We start from the raw sequence: 22,669 nt of genomic DNA on the forward strand, positions 1-22,669 counted from the left end.
TATCATTTCTCCAAATCAAGACCTTCCAATAATGCTGCTCCTGTATCAAAACCCTTACCAAAATAATTATCTGTTTCCAACGATGCAGTCCTTTTGAACCGCAGGATTGATTGACCCTTCCTTTGGCCATTCACCATTTCGTAGCCTACGCTCCAATAAAAAACACCACCTTGAATTAGAAAGTCCTTATCATCAGGGGAAACGTCTTCAATATCAAATTCTCCTATTTCAAATGTTCCTTCTCTAGATTGGTCAATGAGTTTGGCCTTGAAAGTATCTAGGAATATTTCCTCAATAATTCCAATCCATTTTTGAGATGAAATCGAATAATCCCTAGCAGTCAAAATATTGAATTTGGAATGATAATTTTTGAGTTCTATTTCAGAAATTTTATGTTCATTTCGCTTAGTGCTCTTAAAGGTTGACTCCTTATCTTCTTGGTCTTCATGAAAATTTTCAATTTCATCAGAAACCGACCTCAAGAATAAGCTGGTAGCTTTTGCAACTTCTTTCTCTTCACTTCTGGTCAATTCATTGTTGCCCGCCCAATGGTCGCTCAGAGTTGTGTCTATTGCTTGAATTTCTTCCATAAATCAGTGATTATATCTTTATTGAAGTCGAAGGATGATTGCCAATTCTCTTTTAATAAACCAACCATATCAAGTGCCCTGTTTGATTTCACGTTAAGGTGATTGTTCAAATTTGTAGATACGCCATATGGTCTTATCATATCTGATGGCTGTACACGAAATCTATATAGTCCATCTTTCTTGTCACTCCTGTCAGTCTCTAATATTTCCATAAGCAACAACCTAGGGTCATTAAAAGGGCCTATCCAATGAGGACGTGGTGCCAAAAAATCTCCAAACGCAATATAATCATCAGGATTCAAACGAAAATGCATGGTTGTATTAATACCAAAGGCTTTAACCGGTGTTTCTTGCAAAATGTTAAATATTGATTCAACCAAATCTCGGGATGGTTCGAAAAATGCATCTTTTGAGGATTTAATATGGAACCTTTCCGGAGTAACTTCTATCTCTGCCCAATCTATATTAAACCTTACTAAATCTTTGTGGATAACGTCAACTTTTGCCCCTTCGGCTTCAGCTTCCCCAATAATTCCTTTCATTGCCATCCATGCGGGCTGAAAAATAATTGGGTTAAAATCACCAAGCACTGCTATGGTGCAAACATTAATCTGTAAAAGGTTCAACATAATCCAATGATTATAGACATAACCTAAGTAATGAGTTTTTATTTTCTCTAAATATACTCCATTGTCGCATAACAATTATGAAGAAATTTAAATTTCAAGGTTAAATAAAGTTAAGATGTGCCCCCTTAACGTGTCCCCTAAAAACACAAAAACCCCCGAAAAACGAGGGTTTAATGTGGTCCCACCTGGGCTCGAACCAGGGACCAACTGATTATGAGTCAGCTACTCTAACCAACTGAGCTATAGGACCTATTTCTAGGGGTGCAAAATTATACTTTATTTTGGTATATCCCAAAGGTTTTATGTATTTGAAATCTCTTGGCAAAGTTCTACCAAAACCCCATTGGTTCCTTTGGGGTGCAAAAAGGCTACCCGCTTATTATCTGCCCCGTTTTTGGGAAAACCTGGCAGCACCACAAATCCTTGGTCCTTCAACCGGTTTAATTCGGTGGGCAAGTCGGCAACGGCAAAAGCGATATGGTGTATGCCCTCGCCTTTTTTTGCAATAAACTTGGCAATGGCACTGTTTTCCGTGGTGGCTTGCAACAGTTCTATTTTATTGGGTCCCGTTTTAAAGAAAGAAGTACGCACCCCTTCAGAGGCCACTTCTTCCGTCTTATAGCTGGGGACACCCAGTAGTTTTTCAAAAAGCAGGTTGGATGTTTGTAGATCTTTTACCGCAATTCCTATATGTTCTATTTTATCCATCATCACATAATTTGAGCGACACATGCAAAATAAGCCTTCTAAAATTAGCAAAACATGAGGTTGGTCATTAATTGCGTTATTTTTGCAGTATGGAAACACAACGGCAAAAAAAGATAGCAGGAATCATTCAAAAAGATATGGCAGAGGTGTTGCAGCGTGCGGCTACCGATGGCGGCCTAAAGGGTACCATTATTTCCGTATCCAAAGTACATGTAACCACGGACCTTTCCATTGCCAAGGTATATGTAAGTATATTCCCCAATGACAAGGCCCAAGAGTTGGTAAAGGGCATGGCTTCCAATGAACCCCTTATTAAACATGAGCTTGCACAGCGTACCAAAAACCAATTGCGCCGGGTACCACAACTTAGTTTTTACTTGGACGACTCCTTGGATTATATTGATAAAATAGAACAATCCTTAAAAGGAAAGGAGAACCCGATAGAAAATCGGGATTTATTGGACAAAAGAAAGAAATCATAAGTTGAATTTTTCGTTCTACATCGCGCAGCGGTACATAAGGTCCAAAAGCAGTCAAAACGCCATCAACATTATCAATTTTATTACGTTTTTGGTCATTGTCATAGGTGCTGCTGCCTTATTTATTGTGCTATCTGCCTTTGCGGGACTCAAAACCTTTAGCCTGCAGTTTACCAATACCTTTGACCCAGACCTAAAGGCCACCCCAGCCACCGGTAAGTTTTTCTCGATTTCTGCGGAACAAGAGCGGCTCCTGGGTGAACTTGACGGGCTTGCCCATTTTGCCAAAGAACTGGAGGAACGGGTATATCTAAGCCATAACAACAAAAACGCCATTGCCTTTATCAAGGGCATAGATAGTGACTACAGTAAAGTGACCGGCCTAAAGAAGGCCCTATATTATGGGGAGTGGAACAGCAATCCCCAAGAAGTGGTGGTTGGGCGCGGTATTGTGAACCTGTTGGGGCTCAGTATTGGCACTTTTCAAAAACCACTTTCCATTATCACCCTAAAGGGCGGTACGGGCTCCATAACCTCTGATGCCCTTAACTCCAAAAGCTTTTACGAGCAAATGCGGGGAATTGTTACCGGGGTATATGCTGTTGAGGAGAACTTGGACAAGAGCTATGTTTTTGCACACTTAAACACGGTAAGGGAGTTTTTGGATAAAACGGAAAATGATGTCTCCGCACTAAGTTTTAAGTTGGAAGAAACGGCCGATCAAGAGCGCATTAAGGCAGAAATAACCCAGATTATGGGCAAGGGGCTTGTGCTCAAGACCCGTAGAGAGCTCAACAGCACCCTTTACCGCATGCTCAATACGGAAAATTTGGCCACTTACCTCATCTTTACCCTGGTCTTGGTCATTGCTCTCTTTAATGTTGTTGGGGCCATTATCATGATGATACTGGATAAACAACAGCACTTAAAGACGCTCTCCGCCCTTGGCGCCACTCTTAAGCAGTTACGGCGCATTTATTTTTTACAAGGTTTGTTGGTGTCCGTATTCGGCGGCATTATTGGTGTTGCCATCGGGGGGCTTTTAGTGGTTTCACAACTTTGGTTGGAGTGGATTAAAATTACCCCTTCTTTAGCGTACCCGGTAGAATTTAAAATCATGAACGTGCTCACCGTATTGGCCACTATTTTGATTTTGGGTTTTCTGTCCTCTAAAATTGCCAGTAGCAGAATTTCCCCAAAATTAGTACAACAGCTTTAAGGTTTGGTTGTAAAGGTTGCGTTAGGTTATTGAACTTGCAGTTGGTCATTGTCCACTAACTGACTTGCAAATTAAGCAAACTGGAAATCACCAAATTTTTCCAAGACCTCATCAAAGGCGGCAAAAACATCGGCGGCATCATCACTGGTCACCATTTTCATACGGTACTCCTTAAAATGGGGAATCCCCTTAAAGTAATTGGTGTAGTGCCTCCTTGTTTCAAAAACGCCCAATTTTTCGCCCTTCCAATCAATGGCCATCTGTAAGTGTCTGCGTGCAGCTTCTACCCGCTCTTCCATGGTAGGGGGTGCCAAATGTCTTGCTGTTTTAAAGTAGTGCTTTACTTGCTTAAAAAACCAGGGGTTTCCAATACTAGCCCTACCGATCATGGCGCCGTCCAGACCAAAATCATCGCGCATGCGAACCGCAGCTTCGGGGGTATCCACATCGCCATTACCAAATACGGGAATATGCATTCTAGGGTTGTTCTTAACGGCGGCAATGGGCTTCCAATCGGCCTCACCCTTGTACATCTGTACGCGGGTCCTTCCGTGGATGGATATCGCCTTAATACCAACATCCTGCAACCTTTCGGCAACTTCCACGATCTTAATGGAATTGGTGTCCCATCCCAAACGGGTCTTTACGGTCACTGGCAATTTGGTGCGTTTCACCATGGCCTCCGTCAGTTTTACCATTAACGGAATATCCCTTAGGATACCGGCACCCGCATTCTTACAGACCACTTTTTTTACAGGGCACCCAAAATTAATGTCTATGATATCCGGGTTGGATTTCTCTACAATATCAACGGCCTGGAGCATGGAATCCAGTTCGGCACCAAAAATCTGGATGCCCACGGGACGTTCCTTCTCATAAATATCCAGTTTAATGACGCTTTTGGCAGCATCCCGTATCAACCCCTCTGAAGAAATGAACTCTGTATACACCACGTCTGCCCCCTGCTCTTTGCACAAGGCCCTAAACGGTGGGTCGCTCACATCTTCCATGGGAGCTAGTAAAAGAGGAAAGTCCGGAAGCGCTATGTCACCAATTTTAGGCATAGTGCAAAATTAGGGTAAATGCTGCACTTGGTCAAACCTGCAATGATTCGGCTATTCCTCAACGAAATCCTTTTTAAGCCGCATGGGAAAGTTCTCTGGAACCCTATTGGTCAAGGTTTTGTTGCCCTGATCATCTTTTATAAGGTCAAAAGCGTCATAAAGACTGCCCAAAGGAGTGTAGGATTCGTATTTGATGGTGTCCTTTGTTACGGAAATGATTTGAAACAATTGAGTATACTCCGCTCGGCGTACCATCCATGCTTGGTCTTGTGACTCATACATTTTGGGGCCGCTCACAGATACCGCGTAAACCGCGCCCGCATCTTGTACAACAGTTTTGCCTTCTGCATTGTTAGAGGCATAGCCCCGGGCATAGGTGTGGTCATGGCCTTGCAATACCAAATCTACCCCATACTTGTCAGTTAGGGGTTTAACCCCTTCGCGTAACGCCTTATTATCACGGCCCTTTGCTGTAGAATAAATAGGATAGTGCATGAACAAGGTTATCCACTTTTTGGTGTTCGATGCCAATACGGAATCCAGCCAATTTAGTTGTGCTGTCCTATACTTCGGGTAGTCTTTGAAATATTTCGCGTCAAAAGAAATCAATTTCATATTTCCATAGTCCAACGTATAACAGGTTTCTTTGATAGCGTTCAAGGGCCCATTTCTAGGGAGGTTAAATTGCGGTTTCCAAAGTTGCGACAGTGTTCCGTTTTCATAATTATATTCATGGTTTCCTGGGGTCATGATGCTGGGTACCGTTGCGTGAATATAACTACCGGCGTAAAACCATTCGCCCCACTCCCGGTCAGACTCACTGTGATTTATAAGATCCCCCGCGTGCAACATAAAATCAACTTCGGGCATCATTTGGTACGATTTTCTTATCACTCTTGACCACATCGACTTAACATCATTCTGGGCATCGCCAAAATAAATAAAACTAAAAGGGGTGTTTTCATCGGAACCAGGGGTTTCTATTTGAAACCATTCGCTCCAATTACCATCGCTGTCAGAACCATCACCCACCCTATAAACATAGGTGGTTCCGGGCTCTAAAGCGTCAATTAATGCGCTGTGGTAGGCTGCTTTTACCAAGGGTTCTTTATCTGCCGTGTTTTCATTTTCAAAAAACTGGGTGTTTGCCAAAAGTCGCCTCCGGTTCTTTTGTAACCGTAAATCTGGGCCGTGGGTTTCTTTGGCCACTTCAATATAAGCGGTATCAATCCTTTGGTCCGTGCGCCAGTTTACAGCAAAACTGGTTGTTGGGTTTTCCGTTAGGTGTATAATAATCCGGTCCGGTGCTGCGGAGGGAAAAATAAGTTTATGCTGGGGAATATCAGATTTGTTTTTATAATGGGTATGACCGTGCTCCAATTCTTGGATTTGTGCTTGGCAGGAAAACGAAATTACAACTGCGAAATAAGCCAATATTAAGGTGCTTCTAGTCATTGCCTTTAAGTTTTAGTTTAAAACTACCAAAACACCTCTACATCAGCAATCTTTCCTGCACGGGTTAACCTAAATTTCATCTTGGGTACGTCTGATAAATGATTATAGTGGCCTGTAAATGATTCTTAGGTAATTATTGAGGCCGTTAATACTCCGTGACAGAACCCCAATTTTCCCCAGATTTAATGCGGTACAACTGCATTTCGGAAATGCCAAACTGCTTGGCTATCATTTTCATACGGGTACGCCTATTGGGATCGTTGATTTTACGCTTGATCAATTTTACCTTGGTCTCCGTTAATTTAGAATAGCAGCGCTTCCTAGGGGTATTCAAATATTCGGGGTTGGTGAATTGATGCACTTCTTTCTCACGCTTTGTGGCCCACTTTAGGTTGTCTACATGATTGTTCTTTTTGTCATAGTCCAGATGTATCACAAAGCGGTCTCCCTCCTTCTTTTCTAAAAAATGTTCAGCAACCAACTTATGAACGTAACGGCTGGTAGTTTTGCCATTGCGTTTCTGCTTTAGTGGAAGGTTTTGATAACCGTTGATATAGTATTTCTTCACTAAGGTTTCTTCTGGCCCGTTACAATTGATAAGCCTGCCGTAGTTAGAAATCTTGAATTTTGCGCCCTCGGCAATCTTATCATCAAAAACCACGTCCTTCCATTGCTCTTTCCAAAAATTCCTGATCATAACCAATGTATTTAAGTCAATTAAGCCTATTTATTGTTATCCTGTTTTGAAGCAGATTAGCCGGCAGTACTATAATATTATTTATCCTAAACGGGAAAAATACAAAAGATGTAGCACTTATTAATGGGGAAATTGGGTTAAAACCTTACCTCCGCGGTTACCTTTTCTCCCTTACGGTCTACCACTACCTTAGCAGTGCTGCCCTCTTCAAAAGCGGACAGGGCCCGCATATAGCTCATCATATCCGTTACGATACTATCTCCCAGTTGAACCACAATGTCTCCCTTTAAAAGCCCTGCTTTGGAGGCGGGCCGGTCCTTGGTCACCCCATCAATACGCATACCTGCTCCATCAAAAAGGTAATCTGGCATTACGCCCAACCCTACCTTAAACCTTGGCACCTCCTCGCTCTCGTTCTTGGTGATTCTGAAGCCAAGCTTTGGAGCATCATCCAACTCTCCAATGACCGCCACGATATAATCTTTAATCTGCTCCATGCCCTGGTAGTTTAATTTTTCAAAGTCGTCCGTAGGTTTATGGTAGTCTTCATGCTGGCCCGTAAAAAAATGCAATACCGGAATATCCTGTAAATAGAACGAAGTATGGTCGCTTGGCCCCATACCAGATTCACTCAGCACCAACTTAAACACCTCATTGCTGCTGTTTAAGACCTGTGGCCATACCGCCGCCGTACCAGTGCCGCTAATGGCCAAGGTTTTATCTTCCTTTAGACGGCCCACCATGTCCATATTGATCATATAATTGGCCTTCTTAAGGTCTATTGTGGGGTTTTTACAAAAGTAATTGCTTCCCAAAAGTCCCATTTCCTCCCCAGAAAATGCCATAAACAAGTAATTGCTTCCCGTAAGGGTGTCCTTTAATTTTTGCGCTAACTGAAGCATCACCCCTACCCCGCTGGCATTGTCATCGGCTCCGTTATGTATGGCTTCACCTTCAGCATATAGGGAGCCTTCCCCACCCATGCCCAAATGGTCATAATGCGCTCCGATGATGACCGTTTTTTCCGCTTCATTGTCAATGTAACCAATTACATTAGTGCCCGTTATGGTACCGTCGCCGTTCACAAATTGCACTTCGGAATGTGGGTCCGTCTTAGGTTTAAAGGTAAAGGTCTGAAAAAAGGTGCCTGCGTTCCCTTTGGGCAAAAGCCCGATGCTCTTCATCCGTTGCTGTAGGTACTCTGCCGCAACGATTTCCTGTGGCGTACCGGTTTCCCGCCCCGCCAGACTATCATTGGCCAAAAAAGCGATATCTTCTCTTAAGGATACTTTTTGTTGCTTTTCTTTTTTGCAAGAGGAGAGAACAACAAAAATTGCGAACAAAACCGTAAGAATACGAACCATAGCCATTATTTTTATCCAAAAATACATCAAATGAAAAATCTTTTCGTCGCGCTCTTCCTTGTCCTACTTGCAAGTTGTAAAACCGATACTAAAAAAACAGCACCTGCTAAAGAAGGGAAGACCACCTCTCTCATGGCAGGGAGCGATACGCTTATTTACCCGGAGGAAAAATATTTTAAGAGTATTCGGCAAATTACTTTTGGTGGTGACAATGCCGAGGCGTATTGGAGCTGGGACGATAAACAAATGATTTTCCAGTCCAACAATGAGGCTTGGGGCATGGAGTGTGACCAGATGTTTTTAATGAATGTGGAAGAAAGTTTTAAGGACAGCAAGCCTCCCATGGTAAGTACGGGCTTTGGCCGTACCACCTGCGCCTATTTTTTGCCGGATAACCAACACTATGTATACGGTTCTACCCATTTGGCCAATAAGGAGTGCCCAGAGGTGCCGCTACGCCGCAATGGTGCCTATGTATGGCCAGTCTATGATTCGTTCGATATTTTTGTGGCGGACCTAGAAGGCAACATCACCGCACAATTGACCAACGAACCAGGGTATGATGCCGAGGCCACGGTGTCTCCCAAAGGTGATAAGATTGTATTTACCTCAGATCGTAGTGGCGACCTGGAATTGTACACCATGAACCTTGATGGCACCGATGTAAAACAAATTACGGATGAACTAGGGTACGATGGGGGTGCATTTTTCTCCCCGGATGGCAGCAAACTTATCTTTAGGGCCTCAAGACCAAAAACTCCCGAAGCAATCAAAAAGTACAAAGGCCTATTGGCCGAAGGATTGGTGGAGCCTACGGATATGGAACTCTTTATCTGCAATGCAGATGGCTCCGACCTAAAACAGCTCACCTTTTTGGGCAACGCCAATTGGAGCCCGTTTTTTCATCCTTCTGGGAAAAAAATCCTCTTCTCCAGTAATTTTGAAGCAGAAAAAGGGTTTCCTTTCAACCTTTATTTTATTGATATAGATGGTAAGAACCTAGAACGGGTGACCCACGGAAAAACCTTTGACGCCTTCCCCGTATTCTCCAATGATGGCAAGTATTTGGCCTTTTCCAGCAACCGCAACAATGGCGGAACAAGGGATACAAATCTTTTTATTGCAGAATGGCAGGAATGAATTGCTTCAAAGATTTAATCATCGGGCCGTTCTCTAAAACAAAAGAGGTTAAAAGATACGAGTCTAATGCAAAATTAAGGCCAATGAAGGGGCCCAACTTTGGGTCAGATTCCAACAGAACACATCACTCCTTAGGCTCTAAACGTTCCCGCTCTTTTTTGTCAATTGCCTTTTGGTTGTCCTCTAGCCTAAAGTTCCCAAAATTATAGGTAAAGCCCAGCCTTATGAATTGCGTTTCTGGTTGGGCAAAAAAGCTGTTGTCCTGATTTAAGTACCTAGAAGTGTACCTAGGGTTGGCCTTGCCCAGCAGGTCTTCCGCACTTAGGGAAACCACCGCCCTATCTTCCCAGAAAGATTTTCTAAGCCCAAGGGTAAGATTGGTGGTTGGGCCTTGCACATAGGACCCAAATAAGTAATTGGACATATGGGTAAAGGTTAGCTCACCAGTGAGCGAGCCATCCCCGCTTAGGGTCAAATAATTGGCCAAATACACATAAAAACCTTCTATTTGATTCGTAAATTCCTGGTTTCCGCTCTCTACGGCCAAAAAGGTTTCGTCCTCATAAAACAAAGAAGTGTAGGCATACAGGAACCATGCGTCCACTATACTTTTGCTTACGGTAAAGTCCAATCCGTAAGAGGTGCTGGACAAGACGTTCTGGCGAAGCTCCCTAAGGGTAAGCGCCGTGTTGTCCTGAAAAGAAAGCTCGCTGATGTACCTGCCATTTTCGCGGTAATAGACATCAAAGAAAAACTCACTGTTCCAAGTATAGTTCACGTTAAAATTGTGGGAAAAATTAGGTTGCAACCTAGGGTTGCCCTCTTGAAAACTGTTTTCATTAAAGAAGAAACGAAACGGGTTGAGGTCATTGTACCTTGGGCGTTCTACGTTTCTCCCATAATCAAATGAAAAACTATGCGCTTCTGATGGCGCATAGAGCAGATAGGCCGTAGGAAAAGGCTCAAAAAATTGTTGGACGTTGGTCTCCCCCAAGGTCAATGAGGTGCCCAAGGCATCCGTATATTCTCCCCTTACCCCTAATTTAAGGGACCATTTGTCCCAGTTTTTGACCCAACTGAGATAAGCGGCATAAATGTTCTCATCGTACAAAAAATCATCGGATAGGCCCGCATTCACGTTAGGGTCCGTTCCTAAAAAGTTAGAGTACCCAATACTGCTTTCAGAATTTATAACGGAGATTTTTGCGCCGGTCTCCATGGAACTGCTCCCCAATGGCATGGAAAAATCCACTTGGCCGGTAATAATATCGATATCCTGAAGGGCATCTGTCCTAAACCCAAAATTGCGCAGTGGGTTTTGGGCCACATCCACATACTCAGAAAAAATACTCTGTTGCAAGTTTTCCCTGTAATTGGTGTAATGGCCGTTAAAGCTAAGCTGCGCTCCAGGTTTTTTTAATTGCCGCACGTAAGAAAGGTCAAAGGCAAGGTTGTTCTTGTCCAAGAAAGCCCCATTGTCCGTAGTAAAGGTAGAGTCTAACTGGCCTAGGCCATTTTGTATGTCGGTCTGCAAGGTACGCTGCCAATCTTGGTTCTGGTTAAACAGTAGATTGGTGGTTAGGCTAAGGGTATTTTTATCGTCAATGGCATAATCCAAAGCAGTGTTAAGACTATGGGGCTGAGACCTTTTAACGGCATCTTGATCCGTGTCCCACCTAGAGAAAACAGCATTGGAACCATCTATGAAATTAATTTTTTGGTCAGACCTAATATTATCCTTTCTGGGGTTGTACGTGTAATTCGCAAAAATGTTGAGCTTTTCCGTCTTGTAATATTGGCTGGTGCCCAAGTTGTACTTGGAAAACACCCCTTGGGTAAAGGTGCTGTTAACACTGCCCTTGTAGCCCGGTAAAATATTCTTACTGGTCACAATATTTAAAATGGGACCGGACTCTGCGTCATAGCGCGCTGGTGGGTTGGGAATGACCTCAACGGACTTAATATTGACCCCAGAAAGACCTTCCAAAAGGTCTTGCACCTCTTGCCCAGAAAGTTGCACTTTACGGTCGTTCATATAAACACTGGCATTTTGCCCTCTAATTTGCAGATTGGATTGGTTAACAATGACCCCGGGCGTGCCCTTTAGGATATCCCAGGAGGAACCTTGGGAAACTACCGTATTTTCTACATCAAAAACCAAACGGTCTGCCAAACGTTGTACCACGGGCTTTTTTGCCGTTACCGTAACCTCTTCCAAACTCTCAACGGTTTCCGGTATCCGGAGGGCACCTAGTTTAATATCCTTTCTTACATCCAGTGCCAGGGGTTTGGATCCATTGCCCAGATAACTGGCCTGAAGCAAATACAAGTCTGGAACAATGTCCGTTAAGGTGAACGTTCCATTGTCATCTGCCGAAGTTCCCTTGACAAAGGTAGAATCCGTGGCATTTAACAACAGCACGTTGGCAAAAGGAATACTGGTGTTGTCCTCTGTGACCACCTTGCCCGTAATCTGAAAAGATTGGCCAAACAGCAGGGTCGATGCCATAAAGGCAATGACAAATAAGAGGTTTTTCATTGAATGATTGGGTTCTTTCCCAAAGCTATGAAAATATTTGACACCGGCCGGTTGTAAATCTTGAGGCAACTTGCTAAAAGACCTATATTTGCAAGTTCTATGGAAAAGATTAGAAATTTCTGCATCATTGCACATATTGACCACGGTAAAAGCACTTTAGCGGACCGTTTGTTAGACTTTACGGGATCGGTGACCGAACGTGAAAAGCAAGACCAATTGCTGGATAATATGGATTTGGAACGCGAACGCGGAATTACCATTAAGAGCCATGCCATCCAAATGGAGTATGTACACCAAGGGGAAACCTATATCCTTAACCTTATTGATACGCCAGGGCATGTAGATTTCTCTTATGAGGTGTCCCGGTCCATTGCTGCCTGTGAAGGGGCGTTATTGGTAGTAGATGCGGCCCAAAGCATACAGGCCCAGACCATCTCCAATCTTTATCTGGCCCTTGAAAACGACTTGGAAATTATCCCGGTATTGAACAAGGTAGACTTGCCCAGTGCCAACCCGGAAGAGGTTACTGATGATATTGTAGATCTCTTGGGCTGCACCCCAGAAGAGGTGATTCCTGCAAGTGCAAAGACCGGGATTGGTATTGAAGCCATCCTAACAGCGGTGATTGATAGAATACCGGCCCCCAAAGGCGTTAAGGACGAACCCCTACAGGCACTGGTTTTTGACTCTGTATACAACCCGTTTCGTGGGGTTGAGACCTATTTTAGGGTCATCAATGGCGAAATAAAAAAAGGCCAGCGCATTAAGTTCGTAGCCACCAACAAGGATTATTACGCCGATGAAATTGGCACCCTAAAACTAAAACAACAACCAAAACCACTCATTTCCACGGGTGACGTTGGCTATTTAATAACGGGTATCAAAGACGCCCGTGAAGTAAAAGTGGGAGACACCATTACAGATGCGGCAAAACCTACCAGCAATGCCATTGCAGGTTTTGAGGATGTAAAGCCCATGGTTTTTGCTGGCATTTATCCCGTAGATACAGAAGATTTTGAGGAACTGAGATCTTCCATGGAAAAACTACAGCTAAACGACGCTTCCTTGGTGTTTACACCAGAAAGTAGTGCGGCTTTGGGCTTTGGTTTTCGCTGTGGGTTCTTAGGGATGCTACATATGGAAATTATCCAGGAACGGTTAGAACGGGAATTTAACATGACCGTCATTACCACCGTACCCAACGTAAGCTATCATGCGTTTACCACTAAAAATACGGAAGACATTGTCATTGTGAACAATCCGTCCGATTTGCCAGACCCTTCTACCGTTGATCGGGTAGAGGAACCCTTCATCAAAGCTACCATTATCACCAAATCTGATTTTGTAGGTAATGTGATGTCCCTATGTATAGAAAAACGGGGGCAGATTACCAACCAGACCTATTTGACCACCCAACGGGTAGAACTAAGCTTTGATATGCCCTTGGCAGAAATTGTGTTCGATTTCTATGATCGGTTGAAAACGGTTTCCAAAGGGTACGCTTCTTTTGACTATACCCCCATTGGCATGCGGGCCTCCAAATTGGTTCGCGTGGATATTCTGTTAAACGCCCAGCCTGTGGACGCACTCTCTGCATTGGTGCATTTTGATAATGCCCACACCATAGGAAAAAAGATGTGCGAAAAACTAAAGGAACTGATTCCTAGGCAGCAGTTTGATATTCCTATACAAGCGGCCATAGGCTCCAAAATTATTTCGAGGGAAACCATTAAAGCACTTCGTAAAGATGTTACCGCCAAATGTTACGGGGGGGATATTTCCCGAAAACGAAAACTGTTGGAAAAACAGAAAAAAGGTAAGAAACGTATGCGCCAAGTGGGTAATGTAGAAATTCCACAACAGGCGTTTATGGCCGTTTTGAAGTTGAATGATTAAAATACAAAAAGCCAACTATAAAATAAAGTTGGCTTTTTAATTGCTGTAATGGTTACCGTTGCTTTCACTGCCCATAAAAATCCCGGAAACGGTAAATAAATAGTCAATACACGCTTCTGGGACAATGAGGTTGTACCGGCGGCCTCCATATGACTATCTCCTATAAAAAGGTTTCGGCCGTAATCCACCCATGCTTTTAAAAAGCTTCTAATAACTACTTCACGGCTTGGAATGCTAGGACCGTTTATATGAGCGGGCATCTAACTATTTTTTTGACAAGGGAATGGATGCATTCTAGGACAGGGTATGGCCTTATGCTTGGTCGGTATCAAAAACCTTGCCCAAATACACGAGCTTATACCCTGCCTTTATATCGTAGTTGGCCTTGTCCATGGCAGAAATGATTTTTAAGTCACCACGGTCATCCTTTAGAAAGAGCGGAATAATGTCCTCATCGGCCTGGGAGATTTCAATTAGGCTCTGGTATTGTTCTTTATCGGTCAATGCAATCTCATTAATGGATGGGTATTTTCGTGCGGCATCAGTCAGCTTTATAAAGTCATCCGTATGTGAAAACAGGCCTTCCTGTGGATTGTTTTCAGGGTCGTTCATCTCTTCAACATCTACGATACGGAACGCTCCATTTTCACCGAACTGATGTTTAAAGGTTTCAATGGCGTACTTATTGATATCGGAATTTCCGGTGAGCGCCATGAGGTAGCCCATATCGTTCAATTCAATATTATCTGCTAACGAATCTGAATAAATATTGGCGGTCATGGCTTCAATGCCCAGTTTTTTGGCCTTGTCTATATTGGTCTGGTTGTTGTCTATGACTACCACGTGCCTATTGTTTTTGCGCAGGTAATTGGCAATCAAACGGGAGACTTTTGAGGCCCCGATGACCAAAATGCCCTCGGATTTGGTCAAAAACACCCCCACCAGTTTGGCAAACAACCTGGCGGTAGTGGCATTGAGCAATACCGTTCCCAAAACAATCATAAATACCAAGGGGGTAATGTACTCTGCCCCTGGCTCCCCTTTGGCCAGTAGCTTGGAGCCAAATAAGGAGGCAATACCGGCGGCCACGATACCACGGGGCCCTACCCAGCCAATAAAAAGTTTTTCGTTGATTTTTAATCCAGAACCTTGTGTGCTCAACAAAACCCCAAGCGGACGGATGAGAAAGACCACAATGGAAAATAATACCACCGTTTGCCAATTGTACAGCAGTTCAAGGTCCGAAATATTGATGTTTGCCGCCAATAAAATAAAAAGGATGGATATTAAAAGAACGCTCAGCGATTCCTTGAAGTAGAGCAGCTCCTTGATGTTTGGCAAATTCATGTTCCCCATGACCATGCCCATCACCACAACCGCCAATAGGCCTGACTCGTGTGCAAAAATGTCGGACTCCACAAATACCAGCAATACTACGGAAAGGGATACCACATTCATTAAATAATGAGGTATAAAATTCTTTTTTATGGCAAAGGCAAGGGCATGCGCAAAAGTAAATCCAAAGGTAGTGCCAAATAACAGGATTTTACCAAACTCTATGAGCGCTGTCTGTGTAAAGGCACTTCCTTCTCCCACGCTAATAAATTCAAACACCAATACCGCCACTAGGGCGCCAATGGGATCAATAAGGATTCCTTCCCATTTTAGTACGGCGGACACATCTTTTTTAAGTGGTATGTTTCTAAGGATAGGGGTAATCACGGTGGGTCCGGTTACGATGATTAAGGCAGAGAACAAAAAAGAAATTTGCCAAGACAAACCAAAGATATAATGCGCGGCTATGCCCGCGCCAAAGAAGGTTACCGTAGAACCCAAAGTAATAAGCTTGGTGATAACAGGGCCTACATTGGCAATTTCTGAACGTTTTAAGGTGAGTCCGCCTTCAAAAAGGATAATGCTAATGGCAAGCGACACAAAATAATACAGCCCATCACCGGGAAACAAGCCTTTGGTCCCATTCCAAATAGGTTCAATAAGCTTGCTCCCGTCCTCCGTGTACAATGTTGCAATAGGCCCAACGATCAAGCCAATGAGTATCAAAGGCAAAATTGCGGGCAATTTTAAACGCCAGGCCACCCATTGGGCAATAATTCCAAGTATGATGATTCCCGCTAGTTCGAGCATGGTTGATTTTTTGGGAAATTACATTTTTTATTCCATTTCAGCCACCCTTACGGCCCAAGACTATCGAAATTTATGGGCAAACCCTAGGGCGCCCGAAGCTTCTCTTTGTTAAAAACTTCCAATAATTTTAAGACAACTTCCCATTTGCATTTTGGTTTTCTTAATTTGTGCGTCATTTTGTTGTTGACATGACCTTGTACCCCATTGAGACTGGAAATTTTAAATTGGACGGCGGCGCTATGTTTGGCGTGGTCCCCAAGACCATTTGGCAACGCACCAACCCCGCGGACGCCCACAATCTTATAGATATTGGTGCCAGAAGTTTGTTGATAGAAGACGGCAATCGCTTGATTTTGATAGATACCGGCATGGGCAATAAACAATCCGATAAGTTTTTTGGCTACTACCATCGGTGGGGGGAGGACAATATGGACAAATCATTACAAAAGTTTGGTTTTCATCGTGATGATATTACAGATGTGTTCATGACCCACCTCCATTTTGATCATTGCGGTGGCAGTATCCAATGGAACAAGGACCGAACGGGATACGAGCCCGCTTTTAAAAACGCCCTTTTTTGGACCAATAAAGACCATTGGAAATGGGCCACAGAACCCAACGCTAGGGAAAAAGCCTCTTTTCTAAAGGAAAATTTGTTGCCCATGGAAGAAAGTGGCCAGCTGAGATTTCTGGAACGCAACGGCCAACACTTTATTAAAAACACCGAGCTTGGTTTTGATGTGTTGTGTGTTGATGGCCATACGGACAAGCAGATGATTCCCCATATCCATTACAAAGGAAAGACCCTGGTCTACATGGCTGATCTGTTGCCCACTGTGGGCCATATTCCATTACCTTATGTGATAGGTTACGATACAAGGCCACTGATCACTTTAGAGGAAAAGGCACGTTTTTTAGAACAGGCAGTGGACAAGGAATACGTGCTGTTTTTTGAACATGACGCGCACAATGAGCTATGTACCCTACAAAACACGGAGAAAGGGGCAAGGCTTAAAGCTGTTTTCTCCTTTGATGAGCTTTTTAATTGACCATCACCCTGGGCACCCAAGGACTAAGATAGGGTCTCGAACATCAGCATCGGACACTAAACAAAAAAGAGTATAAAACGATAAATTCATTAGCTATTAAACTTTACCTATGACAATTCAAATTTCAAAAACAATTTTTGGCCTCTTGGGAGGCTCATTCCTCTTGTTAGGGTGTGGCGCCACCACTTTGGTTTCCACCCCAATAGAAAATATTGACACCATCCCCTTAAAAGTGACAGAACTTACGGAGGCCCAACTAAAATCATGGGGGCATGCAGATCTTCTCAAGGATACCATACCTGGCATGAGCGTGGATAAGGCGTACGAGGAAATTATTAAAAATAAAAAAGGGGAAACCGTTGTGGTTGCCGTATTGGACTCCGGGATGGATCTGGACCATGAAGACCTGGACGGTGTGCTTTGGGTAAACAAGGATGAAAAGCCAGGAAATGGCAAGGATGATGACAACAACGGCTATGTGGACGATATCCACGGCTATAATTTTCTTGGCGAATCTTACAACGAACAGCTGGAATATGCCCGTATGTTGCGTTTAAATATCGGGGGGGCTGCAATGCTTGCCAAGGCAAAAGCAAAACTTGACAGTGAATACCCACAGACGCTGCAGAACAAACAACAGTACGAGCAGATATTACAGGCAGTAAAAAATGCCGATGCCGCTGTCAAAAAAGAACTGGGTAAGGACAGTTATACCAAAGCAGACCTTCTGGCGATGAAACCTAGCTCTGAGGCCATGCAACAAAATGTAGGCATATTAACGCAAATGTACCAATATGCCGACTCCATAGATGAAGTAATTTCAGAGGTTACAGACGGTTTAACATATTTCACGGAGCGAGCCAATTACAACCTTAACAAAGATTTTGACGGCCGGGCCGTGGTAGGAGACAATCCCTATGATTTTAACAGCAGGGGCTATGGCGACGGAAACCCAAACCACCGGGTAGATGATGAAAGCCATGGTACCCATGTGGCCGGAATCATCGCAGCGGAACGCAATAACGGTATTGGCATCAACGGTGTTGCCAATAACGTGCAGTTAATGAGCATACGAGCAGTGCCCAATGGGGATGAGTACGATAAGGATATTGCCTTGGGTATAAGGTATGCGGTGGACAATGGCGCTAAAATCATTAACTGTAGTTTTGGTAAATCTTTCTCCCCAAATGCAGAATGGGTTTATGACGCTATCGGCTATGCCGCATCCAAAGACGTGCTGATCGTACATGCCGCCGGAAACGACGGAAACGATCTTGATGACAAAGAAAATCCCAATTTTCCCAATGACCATAAATTTCAGGGCAAGGAAATTGCGGACAACGTAATCACCGTTGGGGCGTTAGCGCCTTCCTATGGGTCTAAAATGTTGGCTACCTTCTCCAATTATGGAAGCAACAACGTGGATGTTTTTGCTCCTGGCGATGATATCTATTCCACTATGCCCAATAACAAATACAAGTCCCAAGGTGGCACTTCCATGGCGGCTCCCGCAGTTGCCGGTATTGCTGCGTTGATTCGTTCCCACTATCCCAAACTAACGGCATCACAGGTTAAGAAAGTATTGATGCAGTCCGGCCTTCCTACCAAAGCACAGGTAGTGCTTGGTGGCAATCCAGAAAACGCAAGGCCCTTTTCAGAAGTATCCAAATCCGGAAGGATGGTGAACGCTTATAACGCGCTGCTACTGGCCGATCAATTGAATAATGGAAAAATAACATTTGACCCAAACGCTGAATAACGATGTACAAACTCGCAAAAAAAATGGTATATGGCCTATTGCTGGGGCTTAGTACCTTAGTTGCCCAAAACAACAACACCTATTGGCAGCAGCATGTGGACTATACCATGGAAGTGCTCATGGACGTGGAAACCTTTACCTACGAGGGCACCCAAAAATTGGTGTATACCAACAATTCTCCAGACACCTTGGACAGGGTGTATTACCATTTGTACTTTAATGCCTTCCAGCCAGGAAGCGAAATGGATATCCGCTTGCAGACCATCAAGGATGGGGACAAAAGAATGATGAACGAGGGCAAGAGTAGGATCGCCTCGCTCACAGAAAGTGAAATAGGTTACCTACATGCCACCTCACTTACCCAAGATGGACAGCAGGTAACCTATAACGAGGAAGAAACCATCTTGGTGGTAGATTTGGCAACACCCCTGTTGCCCGGGGCTAAAACCGCCTTGGAAATGAGCTTTAAAGGACAAGTGCCCCTACAAATTAGACGTTCTGGCAGGAACAGTTCCGAAGGGGTGGCACTATCCATGAGCCAATGGTATCCCAAATTGTCCGAATATGATTTTGAAGGATGGCACCCCAACCCCTACATCGCTAGGGAATTTCATGGGGTGTGGGGCAATTTTGACGTTAAACTAACCTTGGACAAGGATTACGTAGTGGGAGGTACCGGATACCTGCAAAACCCCAATGAAATTGGCCACGGTTACGAAGCCCCGGAAACCAAGGTCAAAAGACGCGGTAAAACCCTCACTTGGCACTTTAAGGCACCCAATGTGCACGATTTTATGTGGGCAGCAGACCCAGAATACGTGCACGATACCTTACAGATGGAAGACGGTCCTACCTTACACTTTTTTTACAAAAACAAACCAGAGCTAGCGGAAAATTGGAAGAACCTACAACCCAAAACCAAGGCGGCAATGGAGTTTTTTAGCAACAATATCGGGAAGTACCCTTATGATCAATACTCTGTAATTCAAGGCGGAGACGGTGGTATGGAATACGCCATGAGTACCCTTATTACCGGAGAACGGAAATTTGGAAGTCTTGTAGGGGTAATGGTGCATGAAATGGCACATTCTTGGTTCCAACACATTTTGGCCACCAACGAAGCCAAGCACGAATGGATGGATGAAGGCTTTACCTCTTTTATCAGCAGCCTTTGTATGAACCAGATTATGGAACAGAACAAAGAAAATCCCTTTGAGGGCTCCTATCGCGGCTATTATAACTTGGTTAAATCCGGTAAGGAACAGCCACAAACTACCCATGCAGACCGTTATGACCTTAATTTTGCGTACGGAATTTCCGCCTACAGCAAAGGGGCTATTTTCTTATCCCAGTTGGGTTATGTGATTGGGCAGGACAAACTGATGCAGACCTTGAAGAAATACTATGAAGACTTTAAGTTTAAACATCCCGTGCCCAATGACATCAAAAGAACGGCAGAAAAAGTATCTGGAATAGAACTGGATTGGTATCTTACGGATTGGACACAGACCACCAACACCATTGACTACGGCATCAAATCCGTTGCAGAGGAAAACGGAAAGACCAAGCTGGTGCTAGAGCGTATTGGTCTAATGCCCATGCCACTGGATATTTTAGTGGTTGATAAACAGGGTAATCAAGAAACCTATTACATACCCTTACGGATGATGCGAGGTGAAAAGGACAATCCGTACGAGGGTATTAAAAGAACCGTAAAAGAAGATTGGGCCTGGGCGTTCCCTACCTATGAACTGGTTTTGGATATGCCCTTGAGCCAGGTGGCAGGAATCATGATAGACCCTTCTTTGTTGATGGCAGATTGCAACCCAGAAAACAATGTATACGAGCCAAACGCGGAATAACCCTTGCGTTTACGGTAAAAGCGGCATCCGTCACACCATAGTGTAGGGCGGATGCACTATTTTTAACCTATGGATTTTAGCTTTCCCAAAAAAGAGCGGCTTAAGAACAAAAAGCACATAGAGGCGTTGTTCTCCAACGGAAAGCACCTTAACAACTATCCGATAAAGCTCATCTACCTAGAAACAACTTTTTTGGAAGACACCGCTTTTAAGGCCATGGTCATCGTTCCCAAGAAAAGTTTTAAAAGTGCGGTAAAAAGAAACCGTATAAAGCGCTTGCTCAGGGAGTCTTTACGGCTAAACAAACCGTTGGTTTTTAACAACAATGGCCAAAGTTTTGCGTTGGCTATTTTATATCTTGGCAAAGAAATGCCAGACTACGCTACGCTCTCTAAAAAAGTAATTGGCGTGCTTCAAAAATTCAACAACATACTCAGCAATGAAAAAGTCCACTAAAACCCGTTTTCTGATTCCCATTTTTGCCCTTGGGGTACTTTTTACCACAACGGCCTTTAAAAGTGATTTTTTTGAAATTGCCAAACAGATAGAGATCTTCACAACCCTGTTCAAAGAACTGAACATGAACTATGTGGATGAGACCAACCCGGCCGAATTAATGGATGTTGCCATTAAGAACATGCTAAACGGCCTGGACCCGTACACCAAGTTTTTGAACGAACAGGACGTTGAAGAATATAAAATAAAGAATGCCGGGGAATACTCGGGCATTGGGGCATTGGTCAGGTCTTACATCGATAAATTGGTGATTGTGGAGCCCTACAAGGACTATCCGGCAGATAAGGCAGGCCTCAAGGCGGGAGATGAAATTACCCAAATAGGGGATATTAAAGTAGCGGATTTTGACGATAACGCCAGTGAATTGTTAAAGGGAGCCAACAACTCCACCGTGGACATCACCTTTGTAAGGCGGGGAAAATCACAACGGGCCACCATTAAAAGGGAAGGTGTGGAGGTTGATGCCGTACCTTACTCCCAAATGGTGGACGAGAAGACAGGATATATAGTTTTGTCAAGATTCAATAGAAAAGCATCTGGGCAGACCAAGGAAGCCTTAATTTCATTAAAGGAAAAAGGGGCAGAACGCATTATTCTGGACCTCAGGGGGAACCCTGGTGGCTTACTGTCAGAAGCTATTAATGTCTGCAACCTTTTTGTTCCAAAGGGCGAATTGATCGTCACCACAAAATCCAAAGTAAAAAAGTTTAACAAGGAATACCGTACTAAAAATCAACCGGTAGATCTTGATATTCCTCTAGTGGTTTTGGTAAACGGGAGCAGTGCCTCCGCCAGTGAAATAGTTTCTGGTGGCCTTCAAGATCTAGATAGGGCCGTCATCATTGGCGCTCGGAGTTTTGGAAAAGGTTTGGTGCAGCGCCCCTTAAAACTAACCTACGGTACCCAACTAAAAGTCACCATTTCCAGATACTACACCCCTTCTGGCCGTTGTATACAATCCTTGGACTATTGGAACCGTGACGGGGATGGCAATGCGGTAAGGAACACCAACTTTAAACAATTTAAGACCAAAAACGGTAGAACCGTAGAAGATGGTGGGGGAGTGATGCCAGATGTGGAAATCAATTCCCTACAATCCAATGCACTGACCAAGGCCTTGGTCAACGAAAACATCATTTTTGACTTTGCCACTGATTTCTATTACAACCATTCCTTTTCCAGCTTGGAAGAGTTCACCTTTACAAAAGCGGATTATACTGCGTTTAAAGCACATTTGGAGACCAAGGGTTTTGATTTTAAAACAAAAACGGAAAAACTTTTGGAAACCGCCCTTAACGAAGACGAAAGCTTGTTGGGCAAAAACGTACAAGACTCTTACAAAAATTTGGTGTTAGCCGTCAACAAAGAAAAAATAGCGGCCTTGGACACTTATGAAGATCAAATCAAAAAACAATTGACAGATGAAATCATTAAGCGCTATTTCTACAGACAAGGGCTTTATGACTATGCCATTACCCATGATGACGCCATAAAAACGGCTGTGGAACTTTTGGGGAACGCACAACGCTACAAACAAATACTAGAGTAGGCCAAAATG

The 22,669-nt window shown here is 43.8% G+C and carries 19 protein-coding genes and 1 tRNA gene; 9 read left to right on the plus strand and 11 right to left on the minus strand.

The window, feature by feature from the left end:
* Nucleotides 1–2: 2 nt before the first annotated feature.
* The 4 genes from I595_RS13030 to mce form a co-directional block, all read right to left on the minus strand.
* Entirely contained in the window at nucleotides 3–590 is a 588-nt protein-coding gene (locus tag I595_RS13030; protein WP_054559879.1) for a hypothetical protein, read from the minus strand.
* Nucleotides 569–1,219, minus strand: coding sequence for a hypothetical protein (locus tag I595_RS13035; protein ID WP_157449749.1), 651 nt, complete (start codon nucleotides 1,217–1,219; stop codon nucleotides 569–571). The genes I595_RS13030 and I595_RS13035 overlap by 22 nt, the downstream gene beginning before the upstream one ends.
* A 176-nt stretch (nucleotides 1,220–1,395) precedes the next feature.
* Nucleotides 1,396–1,469 (minus strand) — tRNA-Ile (locus I595_RS13040).
* A 50-nt stretch (nucleotides 1,470–1,519) separates the two neighbouring features.
* Nucleotides 1,520–1,927, minus strand: coding sequence for a methylmalonyl-CoA epimerase (mce, locus tag I595_RS13045; RefSeq protein ID WP_054560080.1), 408 nt, complete (start codon nucleotides 1,925–1,927; stop codon nucleotides 1,520–1,522).
* A gap of 89 nt (nucleotides 1,928–2,016) precedes the next feature.
* On the opposite strand from mce, the gene rbfA reads away from it, so the two are divergent.
* Entirely contained in the window at nucleotides 2,017–2,409 is a 393-nt protein-coding gene (gene rbfA / locus I595_RS13050; protein ID WP_054559881.1) for a 30S ribosome-binding factor RbfA, read from the plus strand.
* Nucleotide 2,410: 1 nt separating this feature from the next.
* A complete protein-coding gene (locus I595_RS13055; RefSeq protein WP_054559882.1) occupies nucleotides 2,411–3,625 on the plus strand; it encodes an ABC transporter permease in 1,215 nt (404 codons plus the stop codon).
* A 71-nt stretch (nucleotides 3,626–3,696) separates the two neighbouring features.
* On the opposite strand, the gene dusB is transcribed toward I595_RS13055, so the two are convergent.
* The 4 genes from dusB to I595_RS13075 all read right to left on the minus strand — a co-directional run bounded on the left by dusB (nucleotide 3,697) and on the right by I595_RS13075 (nucleotide 8,211).
* The gene (dusB, locus tag I595_RS13060; RefSeq protein WP_054559883.1) at nucleotides 3,697–4,689 is read right to left on the minus strand and encodes a tRNA dihydrouridine synthase DusB; all 993 of its coding nucleotides are present in this window, start codon (nucleotides 4,687–4,689) and stop codon (nucleotides 3,697–3,699) included.
* Nucleotides 4,690–4,740: 51 nt separating this feature from the next.
* A complete protein-coding gene (locus tag I595_RS13065; RefSeq protein WP_054559884.1) occupies nucleotides 4,741–6,144 on the minus strand; it encodes a purple acid phosphatase family protein in 1,404 nt (467 codons plus the stop codon).
* A gap of 145 nt (nucleotides 6,145–6,289) precedes the next feature.
* Nucleotides 6,290–6,841, minus strand: coding sequence for an HNH endonuclease (locus I595_RS13070; protein WP_054559885.1), 552 nt, complete (start codon nucleotides 6,839–6,841; stop codon nucleotides 6,290–6,292).
* Between the two features lie 137 nt (nucleotides 6,842–6,978).
* Nucleotides 6,979–8,211, minus strand: a complete 1,233-nt coding sequence (locus tag I595_RS13075; RefSeq protein ID WP_417926341.1) for a M28 family peptidase — start codon at nucleotides 8,209–8,211, stop codon at nucleotides 6,979–6,981.
* Nucleotides 8,212–8,235: 24 nt separating this feature from the next.
* Between I595_RS13075 and I595_RS13080 the strand changes: the two genes are divergently transcribed.
* Nucleotides 8,236–9,345, plus strand: coding sequence for a TolB family protein (locus I595_RS13080; protein ID WP_054559886.1), 1,110 nt, complete (start codon nucleotides 8,236–8,238; stop codon nucleotides 9,343–9,345).
* A 124-nt stretch (nucleotides 9,346–9,469) separates the two neighbouring features.
* On the opposite strand, the gene I595_RS13085 is transcribed toward I595_RS13080, so the two are convergent.
* Entirely contained in the window at nucleotides 9,470–11,884 is a 2,415-nt protein-coding gene (locus I595_RS13085; RefSeq protein ID WP_054560082.1) for an outer membrane beta-barrel family protein, read from the minus strand.
* A gap of 99 nt (nucleotides 11,885–11,983) precedes the next feature.
* Between I595_RS13085 and lepA the strand changes: the two genes are divergently transcribed.
* Nucleotides 11,984–13,780, plus strand: a complete 1,797-nt coding sequence (gene lepA / locus I595_RS13090; protein ID WP_054559887.1) for a translation elongation factor 4 — start codon at nucleotides 11,984–11,986, stop codon at nucleotides 13,778–13,780.
* On the opposite strand, the gene I595_RS13095 is transcribed toward lepA, so the two are convergent.
* Both I595_RS13095 and I595_RS13100 read right to left on the minus strand, forming a co-directional pair.
* Nucleotides 13,777–14,040, minus strand: coding sequence for a hypothetical protein (locus tag I595_RS13095; protein ID WP_054559888.1), 264 nt, complete (start codon nucleotides 14,038–14,040; stop codon nucleotides 13,777–13,779). The genes lepA and I595_RS13095 overlap by 4 nt on opposite strands.
* A 52-nt stretch (nucleotides 14,041–14,092) precedes the next feature.
* Nucleotides 14,093–15,925, minus strand: a complete 1,833-nt coding sequence (locus I595_RS13100; RefSeq protein WP_054559889.1) for a cation:proton antiporter — start codon at nucleotides 15,923–15,925, stop codon at nucleotides 14,093–14,095.
* 188 nt (nucleotides 15,926–16,113) lie between these two features.
* Here I595_RS13100 and I595_RS13105 point away from each other — a divergent pair, with 188 nt between their 5' ends.
* From I595_RS13105 to I595_RS13125, 5 genes are all read left to right on the plus strand, one after another.
* Nucleotides 16,114–16,974, plus strand: coding sequence for an MBL fold metallo-hydrolase (locus I595_RS13105; protein WP_054559890.1), 861 nt, complete (start codon nucleotides 16,114–16,116; stop codon nucleotides 16,972–16,974).
* Between the two features lie 109 nt (nucleotides 16,975–17,083).
* Complete coding sequence (locus I595_RS13110; RefSeq protein ID WP_054559891.1) at nucleotides 17,084–18,733, plus strand: S8 family peptidase; 1,650 nt, start codon at nucleotides 17,084–17,086, stop codon at nucleotides 18,731–18,733.
* 2 nt (nucleotides 18,734–18,735) lie between these two features.
* Nucleotides 18,736–20,595: a M1 family metallopeptidase gene (locus I595_RS13115; protein WP_054559892.1), complete on the plus strand. Its 1,860-nt coding sequence runs from the start codon at nucleotides 18,736–18,738 to the stop codon at nucleotides 20,593–20,595.
* A 69-nt stretch (nucleotides 20,596–20,664) separates the two neighbouring features.
* Nucleotides 20,665–21,051 (plus strand): ribonuclease P protein component, encoded by a 387-nt coding sequence (gene rnpA, locus I595_RS13120; RefSeq protein WP_054559893.1) that lies wholly within the window; start codon nucleotides 20,665–20,667, stop codon nucleotides 21,049–21,051.
* Nucleotides 21,035–22,660 (plus strand): S41 family peptidase, encoded by a 1,626-nt coding sequence (locus I595_RS13125; RefSeq protein ID WP_054559894.1) that lies wholly within the window; start codon nucleotides 21,035–21,037, stop codon nucleotides 22,658–22,660. Before rnpA ends, I595_RS13125 begins: the two co-directional genes overlap by 17 nt.
* Nucleotides 22,661–22,669 lie beyond the last annotated feature (9 nt).

It is taken from the genome of Croceitalea dokdonensis DOKDO 023 (genome assembly GCF_001306415.1).
Classification (GTDB): domain Bacteria; phylum Bacteroidota; class Bacteroidia; order Flavobacteriales; family Flavobacteriaceae; genus Croceitalea; species Croceitalea dokdonensis.